Source organism: Photorhabdus sp. CRCIA-P01 (genome assembly GCF_003545805.1).
In the GTDB taxonomy this organism is placed as follows: Bacteria; Pseudomonadota; Gammaproteobacteria; order Enterobacterales; family Enterobacteriaceae; genus Photorhabdus; species Photorhabdus antumapuensis.
The window spans coordinates 40,095-65,236 of record NZ_NMQR01000010.1 but is presented as its reverse complement, the minus strand read 5'-3'; the positions used below and the strand labels follow the sequence as shown (position 1 = coordinate 65,236).

Below are 25,142 nucleotides of genomic sequence, written 5' to 3'. Positions count from 1 at the left end.
TTTAATTTCAATTAACATACTTTAAATTAAGTGAGGATTTTATGAAAAAGCCTATTGTAGGTTTGCTCCTTAGTATTGTCTTTTTTTCAGCAAATACTTTTGCTTTCACTCAAACGGGAAATGAAACTGAGGTACAAAATGATATCGCTAATATATTAACTCAACAATATAATAATACCGTTAAAGATTGTGGTGATGCTCAATCACCCGCTTTTCTTTGCTCTGGCGTTTTGATGAGAGGGACTCGTCCTGGATTTAAATTTTGGAAGTTAAATCCATCTTCTATAAAAAATAATGGAGTTTCTTTTTCATATTTAAGAAAAGATGCTAAATTTGGCAATACATTTGCTAGCGTTAATGGTTTTATTCTTTTTCCTGAACAGATGGCCCCTGAAGATAAGGTTAAAGTTCCTGTATTATGCTCCTATGTTCTTGATGCAAATACTTGGGGGCGTCAGGGAAATTATTGTGGTGCACCGCCTAAACCTTCAGAGGGGAAATCATGCCAAGATTTTGGTGTTTTCACGGCTCATCAATTAAATAAAGCTATTGTAAGAAAATCCGCATGGGGAATCTGTGCATTTGATGTTAGACCGACGGCTAAAAATCCAGCAGATGCTTTTTATCAAACATTACTTGCAATGCCTTATCATGGTAATGGTTTAAATTATAATGAGATAGTCGTTCAACCTTGGGATGAGAATAAGCCACAAACATTACCTATTGAAGCCCTTTTTTATTCAGCAAATTCAGGTTTAGTTAATGCACAAAAAGATCAACGTGATTATAAAGATGCAACAGGTAAATTTTTACCTATTGTTAACATCGAATTACCTAAAGGTATAAATGTAAAACAGGCAACAGATGCTGTATTTACATTTAACCCTAAAGATCAAGTTGTGAGTCAGTAATATAACATTTTAGTTATATACCCTATGGATTTCAGATGCATCGCGACGGCAATTTATTTTACGGCATTAATGAGTAGAAAATAAAAAATGTGCCACGGATGGCGCATAGATATTTAGTCTGAGATTGTACAGTTTATTTTCTGTTTATCAGGTTGAATGTTATTAATACGAAAGTTTAAAATAATAAAATTAACATGTAAAAGACTGCCTCTTGATTATATAAAAATCATCATGAAGATTTTTTTTAATAAATAAAAGGAATTAGAGAAAATATAGATTAGGAAAAAAAGCAAGCTGGATTCAACTAGTAAGTGCAATTTTTTAAAAAGATTACCAGTTGTTATAATAACCTGAGCTTTTCTTAAGAAGGGAACTAAAGCGCCTGAGGCACGATCAAAGTTTCTGCTAAAGAAAACAAAATCGTGGAGTTCCTCAGGTGTATTAGCTCAGACTTGATCTATAAAGTGAAGGTGATCGATTGGTTATTCTTTCTTGACGGTGTCATTATTAGTGAGATTTCCGACTAAATCTGGCCATTCCCGGTTTTTGTGGATTGGAAATGAATCCGGGATTTCCAGCGCTCGGTTTCCAGCTTGCTTTCATTTTTGCGCCAATACTATTATAAAACTGATTTAGTTCATCAATATTATTGGCAATTGTCCATTTCCCTTTACTGACGATAGCAACCGGAAATTCGCCGGGTTCAGCAACTGCTTTAACAATTCCCCCGTGTTTCTTTATCTCTTCTTTTTCTTTATCCATCGCAAAAGCAGGGTAGCTTACTTGAGGACCATGCCTGATAACATTATGCTCTGTATCTTTAAATGGTCGGTTTGAATCAGATTTAGCAATATATTCGTTAATGCGATCGATGATTTTCTTTTCTTCTGATGAATTGGATGGCACCGAATGTGGTTGCGTTGCGAAGCTAATCATGTCATGCATGTCATAATCACCGGTGAAAGGCAGTGCCGCCCAGTTCTTTTTTTCTTTTAAAGGAGCCAGACTTGCTTCGAGATTATTTAAATCTATGGGATAAATTTTTCCATTGACCTGTTCATCTAATAAACCGTGACCGCTGCTCATATAAATACCTTCGAGATGTCCCGTTTCTTTATTCCAGTGACCTACATAGCCTTCAATACCCGCCTCCTGTACTTTCTTTATTACATCTGAAGCTTCATCTTTGGGATAAGCTTTGTTAATTGAACCGGGTTTAATGGTTTTTTCCAGAATGTCATGCCCCTTAGCCGCGGCGCCTTTGCCCAAAGCTCTGAGTGTTGGTTCACCTGCTGCCCGAAAACTGACAGCAAAATTACCGAGTCTGGACGCTTTTTCAATTGCCTCCATATGGCCTTCCCAGATAAATTGTCTCTTAACTTCTTGGCGAACGGAGGAGTCGTTAGTCAGATTATTTGAAAGTGAAAGATGTCCATCAGAAGGGATTGATGATGGAGATGTTCTGCGGCTATTTTTGCTATTCTGTATGGGTATTCTCTGAGAATTAGAATATTTTGGCATATTTATAAATCCTTTATTATTTGTATATTTGCTATTTATTTGAAATGATTTATGTTCCAATTGTAGGTATTTAAATAATGAATCTAGATGTTGATTTAAGATAATGTTTTGATTTTCGGTATAATTTATTTATCGATTATTAATGTGGTGTTTGTCTGTTTCTAATTTATTATCATGCTCATGTCGGTATTTTTTTTGAATAAGTGGTAATTTTATATTGAAATTAAACCATCAGAATTTTCTTTAGCGATAATAATACCTACCCCATTTACTTTAACCACGGCTTTCTGGCTATTTACCCATATGGAAAGAATATCTTTTATTTTAGGAAAATAGGTTGAGAGAGTAATGCCCGATACTTCAAGAATAACATTTTCATTTTCCTGATTATAATTAATATCTGTTGTGGATTCGGTTATCAGATTTACTTTAGCTAGGGCAAGGCGAATATCTTCTGTACCACCTAAATCGGCACATAATTTATCTGCCAGAGCTTGGTTTATTTGTGAATTATCCAGACTGGGTTTTTGAACCACAGAAGTGGATATTTGGCTAATCGGTGTCATATTGTCTTTAATATCTTGCAGCTTCATCGGTACAGTAATGGAATAGAGTAAAGAGAGGCGAGGGCGATTGCCGAGAGATTGCCAAAAATTACCCAGGCTATTTAAATTTTCCTGTTGGGGAATAACCCGGGTATAGGCACCGGGAATGCCGGTTAATTGGCGATTATTGATTAATGCATTTAAAACCCGGGTCATCACTTGTGCAGCTTGATTATTGGGTTGGCTGTCTGGGCTGGAGCTGTCGCTAGAGGGTTTACTCGCATCCCAGTAGGTAATTAAATAGTTACAATTAATATTGACCCATCCCGGTAATAATGTGTTAGTTACCGGGTTATAACGTCTTGCTTCGGCAGAGCGTAATTGCAGATCTTCATGTATATCATAAAGAAATACACTGACTGTCGGTTCTGATTGAATTGAGTTAACTTCTGGTAGGTCAAAGCGGATATTAATATTCTGACCAGGAATGTTTAAATATTTCATTAGAATATCATTTAATGCTTTGTTAATCTCGATAATCGCGTTGTCAGAAGCAATTATAGTTGTCATGTTGACTCCAATTCTACTTAATTTTTAAAATACCAAGCGGCCCGTTTTATTTAATTCAAGTATCACGGCCCGTTCTATATGTTTATTTTCAATCTGTCCAATCTTATCATTTTCGGCTAATATGGATGATAATAAAGCGATATTTCTAATGTTTGCTCCGGTTAAATCAGACCGTTTAGCCAGATGTTCAAAATCAATTTCGTCGGATAATATCAGCTGTTCAGGCCAAATTTTTTGCCACATTTTGTTGCGTAATGCTTCATCCGGATAAGTAAAACGGGTAATAAAGGTAAAGCGACGGTTAAACGCGCTGTCCAAATGGCTGCGGTTATTGGTGGCTAAAATGACTAACCCTGGATAATCCTCCAGCCGTTGTAATAAATAAGAAACTTCAATATTAGCGTGTCTGTCTTGGGCATCTTTGGTTTCACTGCGTTTGCCAAATAAAGCATCGGCTTCATCGAAAAATAGCACCCCGGAATCCGCTTCGGCCAGATCAAAAATACGGGAGATATTTTTTTCCGTTTCACCGATGTATTTATTCACCACGGTAGAAAGATCCACTTTAATTAAATCCACGCCAAGATGACCGGCAATTACCTCGGCAGCCATGGTTTTGCCGGTACCTGATTCTCCGTAAAATAGGGCGCTAATACCGGTACCGTAGCTGATTTTTTCCTGAAACCCAGCGCTTAGAATTTGGTCACGGTAATGAATGGCCGCAATGATTTCTTTTAACTGTTGTGCCAATGTATCTGAAATCACTAAATCATTAAAATTGCGTTTTGGCGTGATTCGTTGAGCTAATTTGCCGAAATTCTGTTGGGCGCGGAAACTTAATGCTTGACGCAGATCGGTTTCTTCCAATTGGCCTTCGGGTTGTCGCACCATTTGATATTGATAAGCTTCTGCAAGAATGAGTGGTAATGTTTCCGCGGTAAATGAAAAACGCTGACATAGCTGAGTAATATTAATTTTTTGAGTGATATTCTCCGGTAAGCTTGCTTTCAGCAAAGTTTCTTTATCCGCTAGTGTCGCAATGGGCATATTAATTTGCACCATTGGTAGATGCTTAATCCAGACTAATGCATCTCCCGGTTCTACCAAGCAAACTACGCGTAATTTTGGCTGATGCAGAAAAATAGATAAATCGTGGTGTAATGTTTTCTTTGCCTCTGTAAGCAAAGAAAAATTGCGAATTAATAAACAAGCGTTATGTAGCCGGGTTTCTCGTATTGCGTCTGCGAGCAGGTTGGATATTAGGGTTGTGTTTTCTTCATCGGTCAGGTGGGCTAAATCGAGCGTTAAGGTATGAATACCATGAGATCCCATGATATTACTGACTGCTAATTCTCTGGCGCTGCCTTCTTTTCCTCTGAGTATGACCAATGGACGTATTTCATTGGTTTCATTTAATAATATCTTTTCAAATGCATGATAAAGAGTTTGTGGATACCCATTATATGAGGCTGGAATACGCCAGTTAGCACAGGTTATTAGGGGGGGTAAAAGTGTTCGTTGTCCCGATAAAAAATGCCAGATTGCGTTGTGGGTTAAAAATTGTGTTTGTAACCAGATAGATTCTTCGTGATTATTAAGCCGTAATAAATGGTTACTGATTAACGGTGTTTGCGGTAACAAGCTGTTTTGCAGTAATTGCCGCTCACTTTGACGTTGGCTAAATAATTCAATGGCTAAAGCGAAGCTAGGCCACTGTTTTTTACTGCTACCATTTAGAGCGGCAAATAATGCATGGTAACGGCTATCGAAATGGGGTAATAAACCTAATAATAAAATATCACGCTCAAATTCAGTCAGTTCAAAACGTTCGACCAATAATGATAACGCATCAAGGGCAGGGCTTTCCTCGATTTCTGGATGGCGCATAGGATTATTCGTTTTTGCCAGCCAATGAGGTATACCTTGCGGTGATATTAAACTCTGTTCTACTTCCTCTTCGGTCAGTAAAAAACTTTCCGGTAATGAGTCATATTGGTTCCCCTTTTGATAATAGTATTGCTGTAATAGCATATCGATACGTTCCAAATGGGGATAAATCCAGCGTAATTCAGCCACGTTACAAGGGTTATTTGTTAGTAGGTAGTCCATATAAACCTTCTAAATATTTTTCCAGTCAATCTTTAAAGGATGATCCAACCAAGGAAGCTTGGCGATATTTAATGGCCAAGGCCAATCGGCTAATAGCACATCAAACGGCTGATGCTCTACCGTAATTTTGATTTCCTGCTCATTTATCAACAATTCACCGGGCCGTTGTAAAAACAGTTGGCGAACGTCATTGCGGCTTAATTTTTTCCAGCCGGGAAGTTGGCTGATAATAGCGTTTAGCCATTGATCTATGATCAATTGTTTTTCGGGTTCAAATGGGGCTAATTCAATCATTTCATCAACCATTAATCCACACAGAACGTTATTCAATATATTTTGCTCTGTCTGTATTTCTTCGTTTCCCCAAATCAGATAGTTAAGGGAATTAATTGCACTTAATTGTGCTTGACGATGAATAAATATTTTATCATCAAGTAGGCCGAATTGATTAAATAATGCAGGCAGCATCGGCCATAAAACTAATATTCCAGCATTATTTATCTGATATAGAAGAGTTTGTTTAGGCAATAAAGCGTATTCAGAATGTGTTTTATTGATATTATGTAATTGGTTAGCGTTATTTCCTGTAATATGCGAGTTATTCGATGTTGGTAATATTTTCTGGTTTTCTGATATTACCTCCTGATTTGTTGAATATTTATATCTATGAACATGTTTAATATCAACATGATTTACGGCTAATTTCTTGCTGGATTTATCTTTATCTGCATGATTTGAAATAAAATGCTCAGGTAAACATTGATCTTCCTGAGTATTAATGTTGTCATGATGAGTAATAATTGATTTCTTACCGAGTATATCTTTATCCGTATGATTTGAAATGAAACGCTCGGATAAATATTGATATTCTTTAGCCGATAGGTGTTTTTTACTGAATGTTGCAACAGTAATAGTTTGCCATAACTGTTTTAACCAATTATTCAATGGAATATTGCGAGTGATAATTTGGCGAAATAACGGAATAGTAGATGCTGCATTAAGTATACCATTATCTAATTCAGTGGTGAGATGTGATAGCACTTTCACATCCAGTTTAGGTATCTCCTGTGTATGATTTAGCTGTATATATTGCAACGCATTGAGTATCAATTGTCCGGGGGAGACAGGCTCCCCAAAGTATTGTGATCTGTTTATCCTTTCGGATAGTCTGTGGTTAATAGAGCTTAATAAAGTGGGTTGTTTGAGCATTAATAACCGTTGTAGACTTGGTTCAGATAAACAGTTTTTTGCTAAAAGCAAAACCCATTTATCTTCTATTCCAGATAATTGATTAACTAATTGTTGGATATTGATGTCAATATTTTGATGATAAGTTTTAATCTCTATTGAATTGAATGCGGAATTCTTTTTATTTAAATAATGAATGAAGTCTTCAATATTAATTGAATTATTGACATGTAATAAAGAAGGTTTGTTGGTTATTTCCTGTGGTGTTGATTGTCTTAGGGATGTTTTTTTCTCCTGATTATTAATTTGATATTGGCTTAATGCTTTATTTAACGCAGTATTAAGCCTTACAGGGAATATTGAATTAAAATTATGTAAATTTATTTCACCAAGATCCAGAGTTAATGTTTCTAAATAGATATCCTGATTAATGGGATGTTGAGTAAAGAATGTGTTAAATAACTTATTGATATCAGTTTGATTAAGCAGGGAGCCATGCAATACCTTTTTAGCTACCTGTGAATTATTAGCCTCGATAGTAATGCTAATCCGGTTTAATAGATTTGGCTCCAAAGTCATATTTAATATCTCAATTTTTAATTGATAGGTATGAAAATATAAATATATTTATATATGAATCATATTATCCTGATTAATTTTTCATGATATATCTCATATAATTCGCATTTATTTCTAAATAATTTCCTACATTTAAGTTAAAAGAAACAAATGTCCTGTTACTCCAACCTGAGACTAAATTAATAGCACCTCCTCTTGGGTTATTTAAATTAGGTGTTCCATTATTCCCATCACACCATACCCAGCCATTAGGTAAATCACCATCACTATAAAATGGCACAATTGTTCCTGGTGGGATAATTAGGTCTGAGAGTGCTGATACAATTGATTTAAGATCAACATTTACACCATTTTGGTCTACATTAATGCCATTACCGGCTTTAACACGAAATCTATAGCTTGGAGGATCACATTGCAGTCCATCGCCGAAATAAATACCCACTCCTTTTTCTTCCGTTACCATAATACCAGTAGTGGTATCTGGAGTTACATGTATACCCTTCCAATCAACGTGAATACCAGAGGCACCCTTAGCATTTAATCCATCACCTTTTTCTACTCCCCAACCAAGTCTTACGGATATCCCGGTAGGATCAACGTTAATTGTGTTATCTTTGGCTTTTACAGCGACACCATTACTATCAACGTTAATACCGTTACCTGCTTTAACTTTTACACCTTCGTCAACGATTTCAATACCATCACGATTATTCACTTCAAGTTTATCGTTATTAAGCCATAATCCCCTGCCGCTATTTACCGCTAATCCATTAGCATCAGTCAGTAAGCTTTTATCCTTAAGTTTTACACTTAATCCATCTTTATCTGCCTTTAAGCTGCCAGTAGGGTGAGTTTTTACTTTCAGCCCAGAGCTATTATCCAGTTCTAGCGCTGAATTTGGATTATCTGTTTGATCCGGTGCTTTTCCCATTGCCCGGCGACCGATATCAGCAATATCAATTAGATCAGAATAGTCAGTTTGTAGGGGAATACTTCCCGCTTTAAAACGATTCTTTAATTCATCTGATGAAGGCCCTATTGATTCAGGATGGGTATTTTCTGTATTAGATTGCGCAGTAGGCAGGTTATGTTCTTTTTCCATTTTAGTGACCTTATATATAATATTGAATTATTCTGTTTTAAATATCCTGTAAATATTTCCTGATCATAGGAGAGTAATCGGAGGATATTTTATTTAGATTGAATATTAGCTTAAATTTTCGGTACATATAATAACTGATTATCTTCTATTACCTTTTCGTTCCATTCGGTTCCTGATCCCCCAATGACTTCTATTCGTTGCTGTTCGGTGGCGATTCTCATATTACCTGTACCGGTTGCTGCTGAAGGTAAACGCCCTAGCGTTAGCGTTTCTAAAATATTATAGGCTTCATCACCTAGAGGCGCGCCATTATTTTGCCAACGCTTATAAGTATTAGCAAAATTCTTGAATTGCTCTGGTGATAGCCAGTGGAAAATCATGGAAAGATGGGCTGGAAATTCAGCTAGGATCTCCGTTTTTACCCACGCCTCCAGTTTATAAGGATCGACCTTATCATTCTCAATAAGCTGACGATTAATCACTACACTGACTATAAATGAAAAACGATCAGCCAACGCGTATTTTTCATTGGAAAAATACCAATGATAGCGCCATGCGTCTTCTGATTTCGGGAAGTTATATTGTTGACTTGATATTTTTTTAAGTAATATTCGGCCCTTAATGCGATCAAATTCTACGACTTGTGCTTTAAGTTCATAATTGGCGGGAGAATCACTATGAGCTAATATTGCTGTCGGCGGTCCATCGGGGGTAATAACATATTTCAGCGTGACTTCATCCTTTACTTCGATCATAGCAGGGAAGGGGCTTTGGGGGCTGGAGGTGATCCAACGTTCGTCTTCTGTTCCCGTTTGATATGTCTCACTGGCATAAACCAGTTGATAATCCATATCTTCCATCCATACAGGGCTATTACACCAGCGTAAATTACCTTGTTCAAACGCGGTTTTCACGCGGTCTAGATTACGCTCTAGATCAGTACTATTACGGGTGTTAAGAGAGAAGGCGTCTCCGGTAATATCGGTGATCATTTGGCCCCGTAATGTGAATTTTCTGTCGCCCTCAATAGTAATCAGATTAATGACCTGCCCGTGCAATAATTGGTCCGCTGCTCCTTTCTGGGTAATGATTAATTGATGATTTTTAGCATTGGGGTCACTTTTTATTTCCAGATTATCGGGCTTTTGCTCACTGTCGAATTTTTTGTCAGGTTTTACCGGTAATAGTTGACGATGTTCAATCAGATAGAAAGGCAAATTAGCCAAGTTGGGGTTGTCTTTAAAACACTCTCCACCTAAGCCAATACGGGCGGCAATCCGTTTTTGCAGCGCTGACACTTTATCAATACGAATATTATTACGCTGGTAGGTCAATTCAGGTTGTTGAGCCAAATAACCGCGCTGAGTAGAGAGAAAATCCAATGAATCCAGAGTGAGTGGTCTGGCCGCGCGATGAGTGCCAAAATATTCCAATAAGTCATTCAGGATTGATAATTCTTTTGCATAATTTTGCGGATGGATACCGTCATTATTATTAATTTGGGAATCATTGTTTAATTTTTCCATCAAATCAGATTTTATATTTTGATGGACTTGATTATTAACTGTATTGGCTTTAAAAGGCCATTGGGTGCCATATACTGCATTTCCCCGTTGTTTAAAGGCTAACAGTTTCGGCAAAATAGCGAGTTCGGCGCAGCCATTAGCCAGCATCTGTTCAAAAGGCAACATAAATTGGTGCAAGTGTATTTGTTGTTGAGTCTCGGCGTAGGTTTGTAATCCATAGCAAGCGGGTAATTTATTGCTGATCGGATAATAGTCCAGGACTTTACGATGTTTGCCCCAGTTTAATAATTCAGGCTGTGTCTGAATTAATGGTGCAAGAGTAATTTTGTTCTCTATGTCTTGTTTAGATACGGCAACTTTTACGCCGCCTTTGGCGGTAATAATGAGCGGGCTTGCTGGCGAGGAAATTAAGCTTAAGGGATCACTGCCCCATAGCCTGGGATAATATCTTTGAGCGATGGTCCAGGACCAATTATCGTCCGCCAGCGGAGAAATGTTTTCATCGTGTTTGCCTAATGCCAATCGGGTAATACTTTGTACTCCGGGAATAGCCAATAAACGATTAGCCAGATGGCTGAGCTTTAATTCTGTCGCCGTGGTGTAATCTTTGGCCGCAGGGAGTTCAGGTATCCAGCCGTGATGTAAATAAGGTCCCGCGAATATTTCTTCATTGCTGTAGCCTAATTCTTTCATGGCTTGAGTGGTATAACGTAATGGTGTTGTCAGTACCGTCTGTGCGGTTGTCATATAGACTTTGGCGAAGATGTCAGCAATATCTCTCACATCATCATCCAGTTCAATAGCAAGCTGCAACAGGAAATCCGTGGGTTGTAGCCAGATAATTTTACTGACGGATTCCCCCAGATTACGGTTGTTTTTTAAGAAAGTCGCCAGACTTTGCTGCGCCAGTACCTTATCGGCCTCAGTTTCCCGGCCAGGGAGTAGATAAAGCCAGTAATTGCCTCTCAGCGTTAACTGTTGGCTGTCTGGCGTCTGAATGAAACTGTATTCACGTTTCTGTTTGTTATACCAGTACTGATAACGTTCATTTTCAGGTTCACGAACTAGTTGTACATCGTTAAAGAAAAAATAACCTGTGCTTTTGTCGTTAATGTTATCGCTGCTATGTAAATCCAGTAAGGTGCGGCGATAATCTTCCGCAGTAATTGGGCCACAGGTCAGCATTTGTTGCGGGCCGAATTCCTGTGGAAAAATGCCATCGTCCGGTGTCTGTTCTTGTTTTTCGGGGGTCAGCAGATCACGCAGGGGGAGCGAATGGCGGTAGGCGAGATCAGAGGCACCGTAACAACCGGCTTCTAATAAAGTGATACCGGGATCATTTTCTGCTGTATTGCTCCAGCGTTGCCCAGACTGTTGCTCAACTACCGTCTTGGCTTGAGTGAGTAAGGTTTCAAAGGCGATATCGTCTTTAATGATGGGAAACAGGGCATCCTGATTATCCATGGTCTGCTCCTTTATTAGCGGAACTCTTTTCTGACCAAACCAAAATCAGTACTTCATTATCAGCGGCTTCTACACTGTCACCGATTGCTTCTGCGGTTTGGGGTGATTTTTTCAACGTTAAGTTAGTGACTCGTTCAACTAAAGGCGACTGTTGAATGGTGGCTAATAACGGGTAGTAATCAATGCGGTTGCCGGTTGTGACGCCGATAGCGCTATCTTCTGCCCACGGCATATATTTTCGGCTGAGTTCCTGCTGTAACTGATGGCGGCCATAGTCGGGATTAATCCCTGCGACAAATACCAGTTGATAGCTGATCAGCACATCAACGTAGGTGGGATTGTCGATTTTGAGGGTGGTCCAGGGACTGCTGAGTTGGCTTATCCAGTCGGCCATTTCCGCCAGTCGGGCCGGATTCAGGATTGGGCGTAGCGCATCGTCGTTATCTTTGTAACGGCTGTTAGGGATCACAATCAGTTGTTGCGTTTCAGGAGCCGGGATTTTGGTTAATTCATTGGCGGAAGGGTATTTGACATCAAATATGCTGATAAAATTCTCTTTCAGTAGCGTAACGATATTATCCCAACTTAAAGCACGGTTACGATGGGACAACCGGGGCGGAATTCGCGTAAGAAAAGCGGATTCTGTTTCTTTCGGACGACCATTCCAGGATGCCCAAGGTTGCGTCACACGGCGAATGGCGACGGACGCGCTGACGGTTTGCTTGATGCTATCGGCGGCTAATCCATCGATAAAGTGATCATTTTCAACAGTTTCTGGGTTGATTAATGTAGCGGTGGTGGCGTTATACAGTATGCCTTGCATTTTGGGGTAATTCTCAGGGGCGGTTTGTTGAGAGATCTCTGCTTTCAACCAGTATCGTCCTGACGGCATTAAGGTTGCCTGATTTGATGCGTCTTGTGGCAATAACGTACTCCATATCCCCCGGTCAAACAGGTTGTGAGTTTGATCGTGAACCAGTTGATTTAATGGCTGCCAGCTGTTTTGTTGATTCAGATAAGACCAAAATAGCGTAAGTTCTTGAACACCGACTAATTGCCAGTATAGGGATAAGGTTTGTCCCGGTGACACGTTAGTGAAGCCCAAATAGAGTGCGTCATTGGCGAATGAAGGCGTTTCAGCGTTCGCGTTTCCCCAACCAAAAGGAGTGAGAGGATAAACGGTATATTGCTCCGTTTTGACTTTAGCGCTGAATGCGATTTGCAACGCACTGATTTGTGGGGTGTAGGGTAAATTTTTACCAGTCGGATCTTGCCAGTATTGGGTGTGCATAAAATCTTGGTCAACCAATTCTATGCGCACTGATGCCGGCCAGTCATTAGGTGATGGGCTGTCAGTCACAGCGTAGTCCATTGCCGGTAAGGTAAAACTCAGGCTTTGCCCTTGAGGTACATCGGTTCCGCCAAATAATGACTGGGTTGCATTGAGCGCCTTTCTTCCCTGTGGAGTGACTAAATAACCCTGTACTTTAAACACGCCATTGTTGCCGGGTTTGGGATCATACTTTTCATACCATGTTGAAAAGTTCACTTTGGGCAAGCCAACCCATTGCGGAATCAGGGTAAGCGTCGCGTTTTCAGAACCATACCATTCAGGGGCAACCAGATTAAAGCCGGAACCCAACGAGGGAAATTGACCAAAGGGGAAACTGGTTTTATCTGTTTGTTCAGTTCCGCCATCGGAGGTATAGCGCACACTGCGGTTGCCGTTAATCTTGATTGCAATACCGGTAATTTTGGGCAACGTAGGTTGCTGAGTAGTGCCTAATTTTAATACCGGGACGTCGAATGTGATGCCATCAAGGTTATCTGGCGGGCTGATAGGATCAGCCGTGGATGATAATCCCAGTTCAATATTCTTTTTGTCGATAAGTTTTACCGACAACGATAACCAGTGATCTTCTGCACTGATTTTAGCGGTGAGGTGTTCAGCTTGACCTTCCCAATCGTTTTCCAGCGTCAAGGTGATATGACGTTCTCCTGTGGACATAGCAAATAGAGATGAGGTAATCAGATAACCGGATAGAACCGCCACATCATTGGCTGTCTGGCTAAAAAGTTGAATGCCGTTTTCGGGTAATGCCATGTTATCCGAAAGGCTAAAGGGGATTGCCGATTGCCAGCCATTGTTGCCATCTTTTCGGTGCCAACGCAGGTCGGTCAGTGCCCCTTGATTCGCCAATAAATCCGCGTCTGACGCATACTGTAACGAATTACCGGCGCCATCTTGCCCGGCATCAAACAGCGTGCCTTGTGCGACCAGAAATTCTGCGTTATCCGTATTCAGGGTAACGCTGATGGCAACGCTATCCGCTTGGGCGTTTTTGGGGTTTAGTCCCAGTAATTCTCGATAATAAAGATCACGGTGTCGTGCCGGGAAAGTGTTTAATAAGCGTTTGGTTGTTTCTAACAGTTTTAAAAAAGCCAATATAAACGCCTGATGTGGCGGTAAAAGGCCATTGGCTTGATTAACATTTTGGTAAATATCGGCTAATTGCTGAGGATTATTTTTCTGAATAAAGTAAAAATTGTCCCAAAACTGTTTTTTATCTTGATCGAAAGGGATGATTGCGGCGTATTTTTTAAGCCAGTTTAAAATATCCAGCGTACTTCTTTCATCAAGTTTAAAAGCAGTATTTGGCACGATAGCGGAGAGTTTATTATCTAACTCGGCCTGTCCCATATTGACACCACCTATTATTTGAATGTATTCCTGATCAATTGTCAGAATTTAAAAATAAGGTTGAAGGGAGGATTTATCCGGCACTGACGAAATATTGGCTGGCAATAAAGCGACCTTTTCCCATACTTGGCGTTGTCACATCCGGGCCACTCGATGGATTATTCGCCGGTTGTGTCGGGGTGAAGCGGGCGGTAAATTGCTGCCCGACCACGATCACCGTGGCGGTGCTGCGACAAAAGTTTGCCTGCTGGCTGGCATCCAATTGAGCAATGGTGATCATCCCCATACCGGGTATCGGGTGGCTAGGGGTAATATATTGCGCCTGAAACTGGACCTTTTTTTCGTCACCCACAATGGCGATCTTTTTGCCTTGGATCTGGGCGTGCCCGCTGCCTCTAATGGTTGCCGGTCCCAGCAGGGTGACTTGCCGGTTGCCGAATAGCGGTTCAAATAGCAGATTGTCACCATCCACCACCAGTTGTTTACTCATAGGTTCACCCACACTTGGCCTTCGCTGACTTCAAGGATGCCATCAATTTGTTGGTTGATTTCGCTGCCTCTCAGGGAGTAAGTCACTTGAACATGGAGGGTGTTTGGCAAGTCCGTTCTCTGATTGACCTGAATCACTGTGATTTCCGCGCGCGGTTCATAACGCAGTACGCGTTCTTCAATGCGAGTTTGGATTTCTGCTATCAATGCATCATTGATATTGGCAAACAGATAATCATTCAGGCCACAACCGTAATCTTCACGCATAATTCTTTCGCCGGGTTCAGTGAGAAACAGAATTTTCATGCTTTGGCGAACATTTTCCGCACCGGCTGCCATTTGGACCCCGGTGGGTATTTCTGACTGTATATTCTCTTGGATAAAAAACTGTGGCGGAAAAGCCCAACCCCGGCCATAAATATCGGCTAATATGTTGTCTGTCATTTTGCTGTCCTATTATTGTGTTAAGTTAATTTTCGCACCTTTAATATCGACGCCGGACTTTCCAGTGGCTGACAGGGATTTTTCAGCCTGTAGGTTAATTTCTTGGGCTTTGATGACGAGATTCTTCGTTGAATCTAGCGTGATATCTTTATCCTGTTGCAGTGATAATGCATGTTTTCCGCTATTAAGGGCGGCAATTTTATCTTGATGATTAAGCACTAATGCTTGTTGAATATCCCCTTGTTTAATAACCAGCATTTTTATCGGATTTTTTTCACTGGGTGCTATTGGCGCTTTATTTTTCGGGTTGTGCATAGCGCCTAATATCACAGGGAAGCGGGGATCGCATTCGAAGAAACCGATAATCACCTCATCCCCCGGTTCCGGGTAGAAACAGAACCCGCTTTCATGACTGGCATAAGGTTTACCCAGTCGGGCAAAAATCACGCTGTTGGTTAAACTTAACGCCGGTATCCTGACCGGAATTCGGTCCAGCGACTGCTTGTCCTGTTGGTATTTTTCCACAATCCCCACATGCAGCTCTCTAACCTGCGGGACCGCCGGTTCTGTCTCCGGCAACAAGCCCAGCGTTAGCCGGGTGCGCCAGCCTTGCCGCTGATTGATGGTTTGACTAACGCCGGTGATAACGCCTTTACCATCCATTCCCTGACCAAAGCCGCTTAACGCCAGAACATCCCCCGGTTGATAGCGGCTACTCCCTGCAACTTCAACATTGCCGGAGACATTATGACTACGTAGGTTATTCATCATGCCTTGAGCAAGGTATTTGGCTTGTTCATTATCTTGCGGATAGCTAAAAACCCATTGCCACGTCTGATCGGATAAAGTTGCCAGACTGTCTAACGCGAGTTGACCGCTGCCAAGTCGGCTGCTTTTTGCCTGAGTGGCCTGAGACAGTTTTTGTTGTGCGATATCCCAGGATTGTATGCTCACCATTTTGGGGCTGTGTCGGTTATCCCATTGCAGATCCGCCTCAAACAGCACAATGTCTTGATCGCTGGCACGTTGTTTAATTGTGTGCACGGTTGATTGATTAAGTGATTCTGGCGTTACCAGCGTGACCGTTTCGTTACCGGGTAATAACCAGATATTGGTCGCGGCCAGTCGGTTTTTTAAGAATTTCCAGTCATGGCAGCGAAACTGGACCATTTGCTCATGCTCAGTTTTAAGCTGAGGTGCCTGTTTTATCGTGACGGGTATTCCTGCCTGACTGAATAGTTTTCTGATAATGGCTTCATCACTTTGTTGACTGAATAGCTGTGAATGGAAATTATCAGTGAGTTTTTGCAGTGGATGTTTCGCCGTTAGGGTAACCAGACTGTCCTGACCTTTGAACTTAAGCGCTTGCCGAACAATGATCCCCTTAAACAACACGGTTTTTTGCAGTTGCACGATCAGTGCTTGATTAGGCCGACAGCTTGCCAGTTCAGCTTGCGCTTTAGCGGTAAAAATCGCGTTGGCGTCACCGGCTACGCTAAGGGTGATATTGGCTGTGGGGATACCGTTGATTTGATGGTTTACGGTCAGACTAATGACAGAAAACTGGCTGAGTGTTTTTCCCGCTATTTTAATCTCTATCGCCGGTATCTTCATGCGCCCCCCTGTGCTTGTAGCGTTTGTCCCGGGGTGAAATCATCAAGATTATCCAAATCGTTTTGCCAGGCGAGGGAGAGATAATCAATACCGCCGGCCAGAGAAGCCCCGGCGCCTAAGGCGATTAACGGCAGAGAGAGCATATCGGTCACGCTGACTGCGGTGATCGGCGGTGATTTTAATTGTTGCTCAGTGGCTTGAATGACAAAGCTTTCGTCCGCGACTAAGGATAAGGTGGCGTTAGCCCGCAATGGAGTCGCATCACGATCAAATAGGGTGTAATTAATGGCAAGACCGCTGGCTCGGCAGGCGAAATAACCTTTGTTTTCCCAACGCATTTTGCCCCATTTGATTTTGAGGAAGTGGGGAACGCTGGTGCTGGCATCCACTGTACACAGGGCTTTCAGCGTCGCTAATTGGGTTTCCACCGGGATATTGTTGCCCGGCATGGTCGCGTCAAATAGCAGAACTAACGTCAAACCAGCGGGTTGCGATAGCACATAGCGGCTGCTTTGGCTGGCATTGTTAATGCTTTCATCCTGTTGGTAGCGGGTTTGATAATCGAGCTGAATCCCATCGGGGTTATACATCGCCTGTAAGCTGCCTACGGAGATTTTCCCTTCCCGGTCTTTAAAAGCAGTAAGGGTGAGTTTGGACAGGCTGCGCTCAATTAAGCTCATAATAGCCTCCTGTTTCACGCAACGCCTCTAACACTTCCCGTTTGACGATCTCGATCAGACGGGCATTATCCAGCGTCTCCTGAGCTAATGTCTGTGGTGTGATGGGATTAAGTGTGACGGGATTACGTTCGGAATCAGTCACTTTGGCCTGAATAATCAGCTCTTTAATTTCGACGGTCATACTTTTACTCCTAACCAGCGCATATCCTGATAACGCAACTCCAGTGAGTTCACCAGAACGGTGTTGCTATTGGCGTCAAAGTCGCCGGTGGACCAGCGCACCGGTAGCGCGTTGCTTAATGTCCAACTTGCCACGGGTAACGAATGTTCATTCAGTAACATAATCACGACATCGGCATAGACCGCTTTTTCGCCACGCAGGACGCGATCAAACACCAGCGTCAGCGGCGTCACCGTCATCACGCCACGCTCCAACACCAGACTGCCATGTTGGATTTTTTCGGCCAGCCAGGTATTTCTGGCGTTTTCCCCGCCTTGGCTGTGTTGGCTAGTTTGTAACTCACGGCTCAGGCCCGATATCCGTTGAAAGGCGATATCGAGTGGACTGGGAATATTGTTAAAAAGAAAACTGGCGATAAAACGATGTGACACTGCCGGGGTGTAGAGGTTGTTCATGTTTTGCCTCTGTTTAACTTTTGCTTCTGTTTAACTTAGCGGGTGGTACCGGTACGGGTATCGAATGTCAGGCTGAGCTCAATAAATTCTGCTGGAATTAAGACCGCGAGGCTGATTTTCACGATCATTTTTCCGGCCTGTATATCCGCTTCACTCATTGATTCGCCCACACCCAATAACACCTTGAACGCTTGATCTTCTTGGGTTCCTCGTAGCCCGCCGTTTAACCATAACTGGCGCAGCCAGTTATAAGCTTGTCCTTTAAACTTCATCCAGGTGATGGCGTTATTGGGTTCAAAGACGAAGGCCCGGCCTAGTTGAGTCATATGAGCTTCGATATAAGAAACCAGACGGCGGATCTGGATATAACGCCAGAGGGAACCGGGGGTATTGTCCAAGGTTCGGCATCCCCAGATCCTAATGCCTTTACCGGGAAAGCTACGGACCAGATTCAGCGAGGCGCCATCTGGGTTAAACAGGGCATTCGCTTCAATATAAGCACGGACCGGGCTGATCACTTTGGCTAACGCAATGTTGGCCGGAGCAGTCCATACGCCTTGTTGGTTATCGTTACGCTGGATGACGGCAGCTACTGCGGCGGTCGGTGAAAGTACGATAGGGTTTTGCGTTTTATCCTGATAGGCGCTTTTTAGCAGCGGCCAGTATACGGCACCCCATTGTTGATCAGCGGAAGAAAACCGTTTTAAACACTCAGCGGCTAATGTGGGATTGTCTGGGGCATCCAATAATCCCATGATACCGCGTCGGCTCTTGCAAAGGTTGAGCACCGATTGCCAAAATTGTAACCAAAGATCTCTTTGGGTATAGGAAATATTTATCTGATTAAAGCGGATAGCATCCGGGGTGATAATCAGGGTAATGTCGTTCTCCTCGGCAATCGTTTGAGTCAGCCACGCTTGTTGCAGTGCGGTGATCAATGACGAAAAATCGCTTAATAGCTTCTCAGTACCCAATGACAGCACATAGGCTTGTTGGCCGCCATTTTCAAAGAAGTGGCGCACGGAATAGTACATTAATCCCGTCTGTTTAAATGACAGGGTAAAATCGGCCAAGCTATTGAGTTTGATAGCGGTTTTATTGACTGGTGATGAGGTATAACCAATAAAAACCGGTATACCGATAAACGTGTCATTCTGTTTTGGGGATATCATGTTTTCTGTGACGGTGACGCTCGGCTGTGTTATTTCCATTATCGTCTCCTTAACGACTGAATAGACGCGGTGTTTAACCGCGTCTCAGTACGATTACTGTGCTACATTTTGTGAAAACTGAAGGATAATAAATTCAGCCGGACGTACTGCGGCCATGCCCACTTTGACAATCATTTTCCCTTGTTTAATGTCGTCGTCAGACATGGTGATACCTTTACCAATTTGAACAAAATAGGCTTCTTGTGGTTTATTTCCGGCTAATGCCCCTTGTTGCCATAAGGAATAGAGATAGTTGTCAATGGCTGACTTCACCCGTTCCCAGGTGGGCTGGCTGTTGGGTTCAAAGACAACGGATTGCATAGCTTGTTTGATATCCCGCTCTGCGCTATTAAAGAGACGCCGTACCGGAATGTAGCGCCAGTTGTCATCATTTTGTAGAGTCCGTGCGCCCCATACCACAAATCCCCGATGGTTGAAGTAGCGAATGGCATTGATGCCCTGCTGATTCATGGTGCCTTGTTGATCGTCATTGAGTCGTTCAGTGACATCACTAATTCCGCTTAGCACGACATTCGCCGGTGCTTTCCAGACGCCACGGCTGCCATCAGTGGCACAATACACGCCCGCCATCACTGCGCTGGCAGGAATAGTGTTGCCGTTGGCGGCTATTTTGTCCTGTATTGCTTTAACCGCTTGTTGATAGACAGTGAGATTTTTCTGTTTGAGTTGCGCCAGATTTTTGATTGCATCGGGTTTTGTTGCTGCATCTTCATAACCTGAAACTGCAATCAGACTATCTTCCACTGAAATAAGTTGTGAGACTTTCACCGCCGGATAGTAAGTCGCGGTTTGCGATTGCACATTAACGCCCGGTATGCTGGTTTTAGTTTGGCTGTCAGCAATCAGAAAATAGCCGGTATTCAATAATGTGGGTGTTAAGCTGCTATATATTGCACTCTGGTAGGAAGAATCCTGTTCAGGGCAGACGATTAAGGTAATCTCCAGAGCTTGCTCAATTAACTCAGGGATTAATGCCAAAGTGGCAGTTTCTTGGGGATTAGCAACCGGCAGGATATAACAAGGTCCACCGCCATTTTGAAAATAAAGTTTTACCGCATCACTACTTGTTGTGTAGGTACCGACAGTTACAGCGTAAGTGTAACCGGAGCTTGTATCACCCGCGTTAACAGCGATATCGGTAGTGGCAACAACCGCTGTATCGTTTTCAACGTTCCCGGAAGGAGGAGAGGGAGGCGGTGGTGTTGGTTTAGTTGATGTGATGGCGATTGACGTAATACAACCGACATTAAATAGATTCGTAAAATCCAGCCAGCTACTCACACGTATCGCTTTTAGGGTTGCACGGGTTTCTTTAGGCTGGAAGCGGCCAATAAAAACCGGGATTGCGGTGTTCCCGTGGCTGATAGAGAGCGATAATGACGCATCTTCTTCAATATAGACGCCGGGATAGGTCGGTGTTGTTGGCATGCTGCCTCCCATTATTGCGCGATATTCTGCGTGAACTGCAAGATAATGAATTCGGCTGGACGGACAGCGGCCATACCGATTTTGACGATCATTTTGCCCTGCTTGATATCGTCATCGGTCATGGTGACGCCTTTACCGATTTGCACAAAGTAAGCCTGTTCAGCTTTGTCGCCGGTCAATCCGCCTTGCTGCCAGAGGGAATGGAGATAGTTATCAATGGCCCGGCGTACAGCTTGCCAGGTGGGTTGGCTGTTAGGCTCAAACACCGCGAAACTCATGGCATTTTTAATGTCCCGTTCCGCGCTGTTAAACAGGCGGCGAACCGGGATATAACGCCAGTTATCGCTGTCCTCAAGGGTTCTGGCTCCCCAGACCAACGTACCGCTCTTAGGAAAGGTGCGGATCATATTCAGTGCCTTACCCTGGTTATATTTTCCTTGTAGGTCGTCAGTCATCGGATATTTAGGTTGTAATCCTCCCTGAACAGGAACGTTGGCGGGAGCTTGCCAGACGCCCCGGCTATTATCGACACTGGCAAAAATACCGGCCATGACGGCACTGGGTGGAATATCAACCAAAGCTCTCTTTTCGCCCCATTCAGCGGTCAGCCAGGGGTAGTAAACCGCGCCATATTGGGTTGCTGGATAAGATTTAAGAATATCGTCTGGTGGTAGGCTTGAGGTTATTTGGGTTGTGGGGCCATCAAAAATGGCAAATAATCCTTTGCCTAATTGACAAAGTGTCCCGACGGCGGTTGTGATCTCTTCTCCGGCGGCAACCAATAGCGTGACATCATCAAGTACCGGAACTTGCTGTTCCAAATCTTGAGTTTTGACGAGATAAGCATATCCTCCGCCGTTAATAAAATAGGCACGCAGTGCGATATCAAGTTTATCGGTAGGATTAAATTGTCCACCTTTGAGTGTCAAATATTCCAGCCAGCTACTGACGCGAATATAGGGCTTACCTGATATTAATGAATGATTATTTGCGACGGCAAAAACAGGCACTGCCGTTGCACCCGCACGAACAGAGAGTGCGGGTGAAGCGTCCTCTTCAATATAAACGCCGGGATAAGTTGGGGTTACTGGCATATTGCCTCCAGGTTATTGTGGATCTATTAAGGTGCTTGAATGGTGACCCGATCCGCGACCAGTGCGATTTCTTGAATAGCGATATCATTGCTGGTGGCGTCAAAAGAGGGGGAAGTGAATGACGTTGGGAAGGCGTTTGTCACATTCCAGGTCATCAGAATTTCGGTGCCGGCTTCGTTGGTCAGGCTAATTGCGATATCTTTTTTCTCAACTTGATTAAGTTGAATAGAATTAATCCAGTCAAAAAGCTTAGTGTCGCCAGAGAAGACGCCTTTACGCAGGGTAATATTGATCGATTGACGTTGGCCGGGCATTTTATAGTAATTACCGGTACCATCTTTATATTCGATGACATCATGAGAGATATCGAGTCCGGAAACGTTGTTAAAAGGGATTTTCTCATCACCAATAGAGACAACAAACCGATAAGCAGGAATGGGATAGTCAACAGCAATTTGTTCTGGAGTTATAGCCATGATTTTTTCCTTGATTGTTTACATTTGAAATATAAGAAAAACGTCTATTACGTTGTTTTCCTTAGTATCTAACGATTGGGTATAGCTACCGCAATAACCTGATTTATAGAGGTTATTTTTTATATAGAATGATTTGGAACCTATTCAACTTCATGACAAAAAGGCCAAATAAAATAGCCTCAATGAGCCAGGTAGTTATTTGACGATTATTTAAATCATTTTTCGTGAAACAAAATGATTATAGATACGGAATTTCCAAGCGCGATTATCAATTAATAATAATAATGATTATTAATTGATATAGTAGATTTTGATAATTTTATGCATCAGCATATCTTGATTGATTTCTATAAATAGGGAAATAAAAACGCCCGTAACTTTAATCTGGATTAATACTTCAAATCCATGCTATCGCTTATTGCCAGATGGTTGTGTTTTGTTTTTCAAGTTATACCCGTTATCTTTCAAGTTGCCTCTTTGTTGGCTGCACTCGCTCACCCCGGTCACATCGTTAGCTATGCTCCCGGGGATTCACTCCCTTGCCGTCGCGATGCATCTTGAAATCCATAGGGTATATCACTATTTCATTTTGGTACAATTGACGCCATGTAACAAAGATGTCTGGAGGCAATTGTATTTGATTTATTCATTCAGAGTTTCCCTGCTATCATCAGCGCTGCGTGGATTGTTTTAAACGGCAGCAACAGTGATAAAGGAGCATCCAATAATGGAACAGCACTATATCCCGCATACCAGTTAGCGACACGCTCATTTTTAGCATCAATCAGCAACGCAATCCCACCTGCCTGAGCTGCAACTAGCAGGCTGCGTCGCCCTGCCGCAAGTAATAACTGCCCACCAAGTCCTTGCCCCTGTGCTGAAACATCTACAGCCAGACGCCCTAATCGAAAAACAGGCACTTCATGCCGTGCCAGACCGCGTTTAATCACTTCGGGTGTACGTTCATAGGCTACAGATGCAGGACTAAGACAATAGTAGCCAAGGATCTTTTGATTATAGTCACTTACTGCAAGGTAAGTTTTTGCACCACCTTTCTCATGATTCTGCCTTGCATGGCGATATAAAAACTGATTCAACAAATCATCGCCACAATCGAAGGCTGCACGATCATGATGCTTGCTGATGGGTTCTTCGTGCCAAGATAGTAACGTCATGGCAGTTCCGGCAAAGCAAAGGCAACAGCCATGAGCTTATTGTTGGGAGCCGGTGGATTATCCAAAAGGTCCAGGACATATAAACTGTCTTTCTCTGTCAGTTCAAGTCGTTCGTGCTCATCGATAATCTTCCGCGCTGCCGAGACGACGTTGCGGATCACAAATTCGGTCAGATTGGTGTGTTGTATGGCTGCTGCACGCATCAACAGTGATTTTTCTTCAGAGGCAATACGCAACGACATACGGTCATTGGTTTCTACTGGGATTTGAGGCATGATTGAAGTTCTCCATTTTGTACGCATTAAAATAGTACACTAGATGTGGGTATATAACAATCAGTACACTTTCAAAGTGTACATGATGAATGTCACATCTGGCAGACTATAACAACCGTTTTTTGAGTGAATTGATAACTTTAATACTATTACCTTCTTTGCCTGGTGAAACGATAGCGTCCTCCGATAATACTTTGACGCTTATCTTGCCGTTATCATTAGCCAGCAGCGCATAGCTATAGCCGGCTCTGATAGCGGGTCTTCCGGGTTTGATTTCATCATAGTTAAAAACGCTGACATTTTCTGCGGTATTATCAATCACAACCGCCTGTTTTCCCATATAGGTAATAACGCTCTGATCATACTCTGCAAAAATATTCACCAAATCGTTATTCTGTTGGTTGATCGCAATCGGTCTGCTATCCGATAAAAGGGCTTTATGACTCTGACCGGTAGTAACAACGCCATCGTTGCCGGTTTTCCATTCATCATCACCCGGTTTCTGGCCTGTATGATAGGCAAAGAAATGATTATCCTTCACGGCATAGACCATAGTACAACCGCTTAGCGTCCCGGATGTGACAATAACCGGATACCCAGGCCGAATATCTCGCAAGGCAATTTTTATTCCCACTGTTCCCGATGCGCCATTAACCACATTAATACCGGTAATATTGCGGCCTAATCTATTTTTTCCCCAATGTCTTCCTATTGTTCCAGAACCCGATTCTGATGAGGTCACCTGGTCACCACTAAATCCCATAATAACATCATGAAAAGGGTCCTCCAGATCAATGTCATTATTCCCCAAAGGTCTCGCCTGAGCAAGCTGCTGATTGCTGTCATAACGATGCGCTATCACCGGTATGTCGATTTGGGCATTATTGCTACCCACTAATAATCCTTTTTTCTTCAGCGGGGAAATATGCCCTTTATTAAGTTCTTTATCCGCGGTAGAGTGTTTGAACATTGATAAATTCTCTAAATAATTAAATTTTTTACGTTTAAGATTTATCTGAAAATAATTATTCAGATGATCTGATACTACGAGTATAAATATTTAAATAATGCATCTGTTTTAGATTGAGAAACAAACTCTCATAGATGTTTCTCTAATGCAATAGTTTTAGACTACAACATAATGTTATCCGTTTTTATTTTTTTATTTAACTATATGTATTTAATAATAAAGTTGAATAATAGATATTTAATTGAGATTTATTTTCAGATTTGTCTGGTTTTTACTATTAATATATTGATGTAATAATTATCTGATTAATCAGAAAAATAATAAAATAGATTGATTTGAAAATTAATTATTGTGGGAAACAACGGGGGCTATGTTATCAAATACAGCTCCCGGTTTTTCCATGTAAGTTATTA

At 42.1% G+C, this 25,142-nt stretch carries 21 protein-coding genes; 1 reads left to right on the top strand and 20 read right to left on the bottom strand.

Going from position 1 to position 25,142, the window contains the following annotated elements; genetic code table 11:
- Positions 1-41 precede the first annotated feature (41 nt).
- Positions 42-911 carry a hypothetical protein gene (locus D3222_RS08745; RefSeq protein WP_118985812.1) on the top strand — a complete coding sequence of 290 codons (870 nt, stop codon included), beginning with the start codon at positions 42-44 and terminating at the stop codon, positions 909-911.
- A 507-nt stretch (positions 912-1,418) separates the two neighbouring features.
- On the opposite strand, the gene D3222_RS08740 is transcribed toward D3222_RS08745, so the two are convergent.
- From D3222_RS08740 to D3222_RS08645, 20 genes are all read right to left on the bottom strand, one after another.
- Positions 1,419-2,492 (bottom strand): Insecticial toxin, encoded by a 1,074-nt coding sequence (locus D3222_RS08740; protein WP_232832454.1) that lies wholly within the window; start codon positions 2,490-2,492, stop codon positions 1,419-1,421.
- 152 nt (positions 2,493-2,644) lie between these two features.
- Positions 2,645-3,547 (bottom strand): DUF4255 domain-containing protein, encoded by a 903-nt coding sequence (locus D3222_RS08735; RefSeq protein ID WP_118985810.1) that lies wholly within the window; start codon positions 3,545-3,547, stop codon positions 2,645-2,647.
- 24 nt (positions 3,548-3,571) lie between these two features.
- Positions 3,572-5,656, bottom strand: coding sequence for an ATP-binding protein (locus D3222_RS08730; RefSeq protein WP_118985809.1), 2,085 nt, complete (start codon positions 5,654-5,656; stop codon positions 3,572-3,574).
- Positions 5,657-5,665: 9 nt separating this feature from the next.
- The gene (locus D3222_RS08725; RefSeq protein ID WP_118985808.1) at positions 5,666-7,423 is read right to left on the bottom strand and encodes a contractile injection system tape measure protein; all 1,758 of its coding nucleotides are present in this window, start codon (positions 7,421-7,423) and stop codon (positions 5,666-5,668) included.
- A 73-nt stretch (positions 7,424-7,496) separates the two neighbouring features.
- Positions 7,497-8,525 (bottom strand): hypothetical protein, encoded by a 1,029-nt coding sequence (locus tag D3222_RS08720; RefSeq protein ID WP_118985807.1) that lies wholly within the window; start codon positions 8,523-8,525, stop codon positions 7,497-7,499.
- Positions 8,526-8,635: 110 nt separating this feature from the next.
- Complete coding sequence (locus D3222_RS08715; protein ID WP_118985806.1) at positions 8,636-11,515, bottom strand: hypothetical protein; 2,880 nt, start codon at positions 11,513-11,515, stop codon at positions 8,636-8,638.
- A complete protein-coding gene (locus D3222_RS08710) occupies positions 11,508-14,216 on the bottom strand; it encodes a hypothetical protein (protein WP_118985805.1) in 2,709 nt (902 codons plus the stop codon). The genes D3222_RS08715 and D3222_RS08710 overlap by 8 nt, the downstream gene beginning before the upstream one ends.
- Positions 14,217-14,289: 73 nt before the next feature.
- Positions 14,290-14,706 (bottom strand): hypothetical protein, encoded by a 417-nt coding sequence (locus tag D3222_RS08705; protein WP_118985804.1) that lies wholly within the window; start codon positions 14,704-14,706, stop codon positions 14,290-14,292.
- Positions 14,703-15,149, bottom strand: coding sequence for a GPW/gp25 family protein (locus tag D3222_RS08700; protein WP_036848622.1), 447 nt, complete (start codon positions 15,147-15,149; stop codon positions 14,703-14,705). The genes D3222_RS08705 and D3222_RS08700 overlap by 4 nt, the downstream gene beginning before the upstream one ends.
- A 12-nt stretch (positions 15,150-15,161) precedes the next feature.
- The gene (locus D3222_RS08695; protein ID WP_118985803.1) at positions 15,162-16,763 is read right to left on the bottom strand and encodes a phage baseplate assembly protein V; all 1,602 of its coding nucleotides are present in this window, start codon (positions 16,761-16,763) and stop codon (positions 15,162-15,164) included.
- Positions 16,760-17,443 (bottom strand): CIS tube protein, encoded by a 684-nt coding sequence (locus tag D3222_RS08690; RefSeq protein WP_118985802.1) that lies wholly within the window; start codon positions 17,441-17,443, stop codon positions 16,760-16,762. The genes D3222_RS08695 and D3222_RS08690 overlap by 4 nt, the downstream gene beginning before the upstream one ends.
- Positions 17,430-17,624: a DUF5908 family protein gene (locus D3222_RS08685; RefSeq protein WP_118985801.1), complete on the bottom strand. Its 195-nt coding sequence runs from the start codon at positions 17,622-17,624 to the stop codon at positions 17,430-17,432. Before D3222_RS08685 ends, D3222_RS08690 begins: the two co-directional genes overlap by 14 nt.
- A complete protein-coding gene (locus tag D3222_RS08680; RefSeq protein WP_118985800.1) occupies positions 17,621-18,079 on the bottom strand; it encodes a phage tail protein in 459 nt (152 codons plus the stop codon). The genes D3222_RS08685 and D3222_RS08680 overlap by 4 nt, the downstream gene beginning before the upstream one ends.
- Before the next feature lie 35 nt (positions 18,080-18,114).
- The gene (locus D3222_RS08675; protein WP_118985799.1) at positions 18,115-19,290 is read right to left on the bottom strand and encodes a phage tail sheath family protein; all 1,176 of its coding nucleotides are present in this window, start codon (positions 19,288-19,290) and stop codon (positions 18,115-18,117) included.
- Positions 19,291-19,344: 54 nt separating this feature from the next.
- Positions 19,345-20,739 carry a phage tail sheath family protein gene (locus tag D3222_RS08670; RefSeq protein WP_118985798.1) on the bottom strand — a complete coding sequence of 465 codons (1,395 nt, stop codon included), beginning with the start codon at positions 20,737-20,739 and terminating at the stop codon, positions 19,345-19,347.
- 11 nt (positions 20,740-20,750) lie between these two features.
- Positions 20,751-21,833, bottom strand: coding sequence for a phage tail sheath family protein (locus D3222_RS08665; RefSeq protein ID WP_118985797.1), 1,083 nt, complete (start codon positions 21,831-21,833; stop codon positions 20,751-20,753).
- A 26-nt stretch (positions 21,834-21,859) separates the two neighbouring features.
- Positions 21,860-22,309 carry a phage tail protein gene (locus tag D3222_RS08660; protein ID WP_088372255.1) on the bottom strand — a complete coding sequence of 150 codons (450 nt, stop codon included), beginning with the start codon at positions 22,307-22,309 and terminating at the stop codon, positions 21,860-21,862.
- 650 nt (positions 22,310-22,959) lie between these two features.
- On the bottom strand, positions 22,960-23,484 hold the full coding sequence (locus D3222_RS08655; RefSeq protein WP_118985796.1) for a GNAT family N-acetyltransferase: 525 nt from the start codon (positions 23,482-23,484) through the stop codon (positions 22,960-22,962).
- Positions 23,481-23,759, bottom strand: coding sequence for a type II toxin-antitoxin system TacA family antitoxin (locus tag D3222_RS08650; RefSeq protein ID WP_118985795.1), 279 nt, complete (start codon positions 23,757-23,759; stop codon positions 23,481-23,483). Before D3222_RS08650 ends, D3222_RS08655 begins: the two co-directional genes overlap by 4 nt.
- A gap of 106 nt (positions 23,760-23,865) precedes the next feature.
- Positions 23,866-24,729 (bottom strand): cytotoxic necrotizing factor Rho-activating domain-containing protein, encoded by an 864-nt coding sequence (locus tag D3222_RS08645; protein ID WP_118985794.1) that lies wholly within the window; start codon positions 24,727-24,729, stop codon positions 23,866-23,868.
- Between the last annotated feature and the right edge of the window lie 413 nt (positions 24,730-25,142).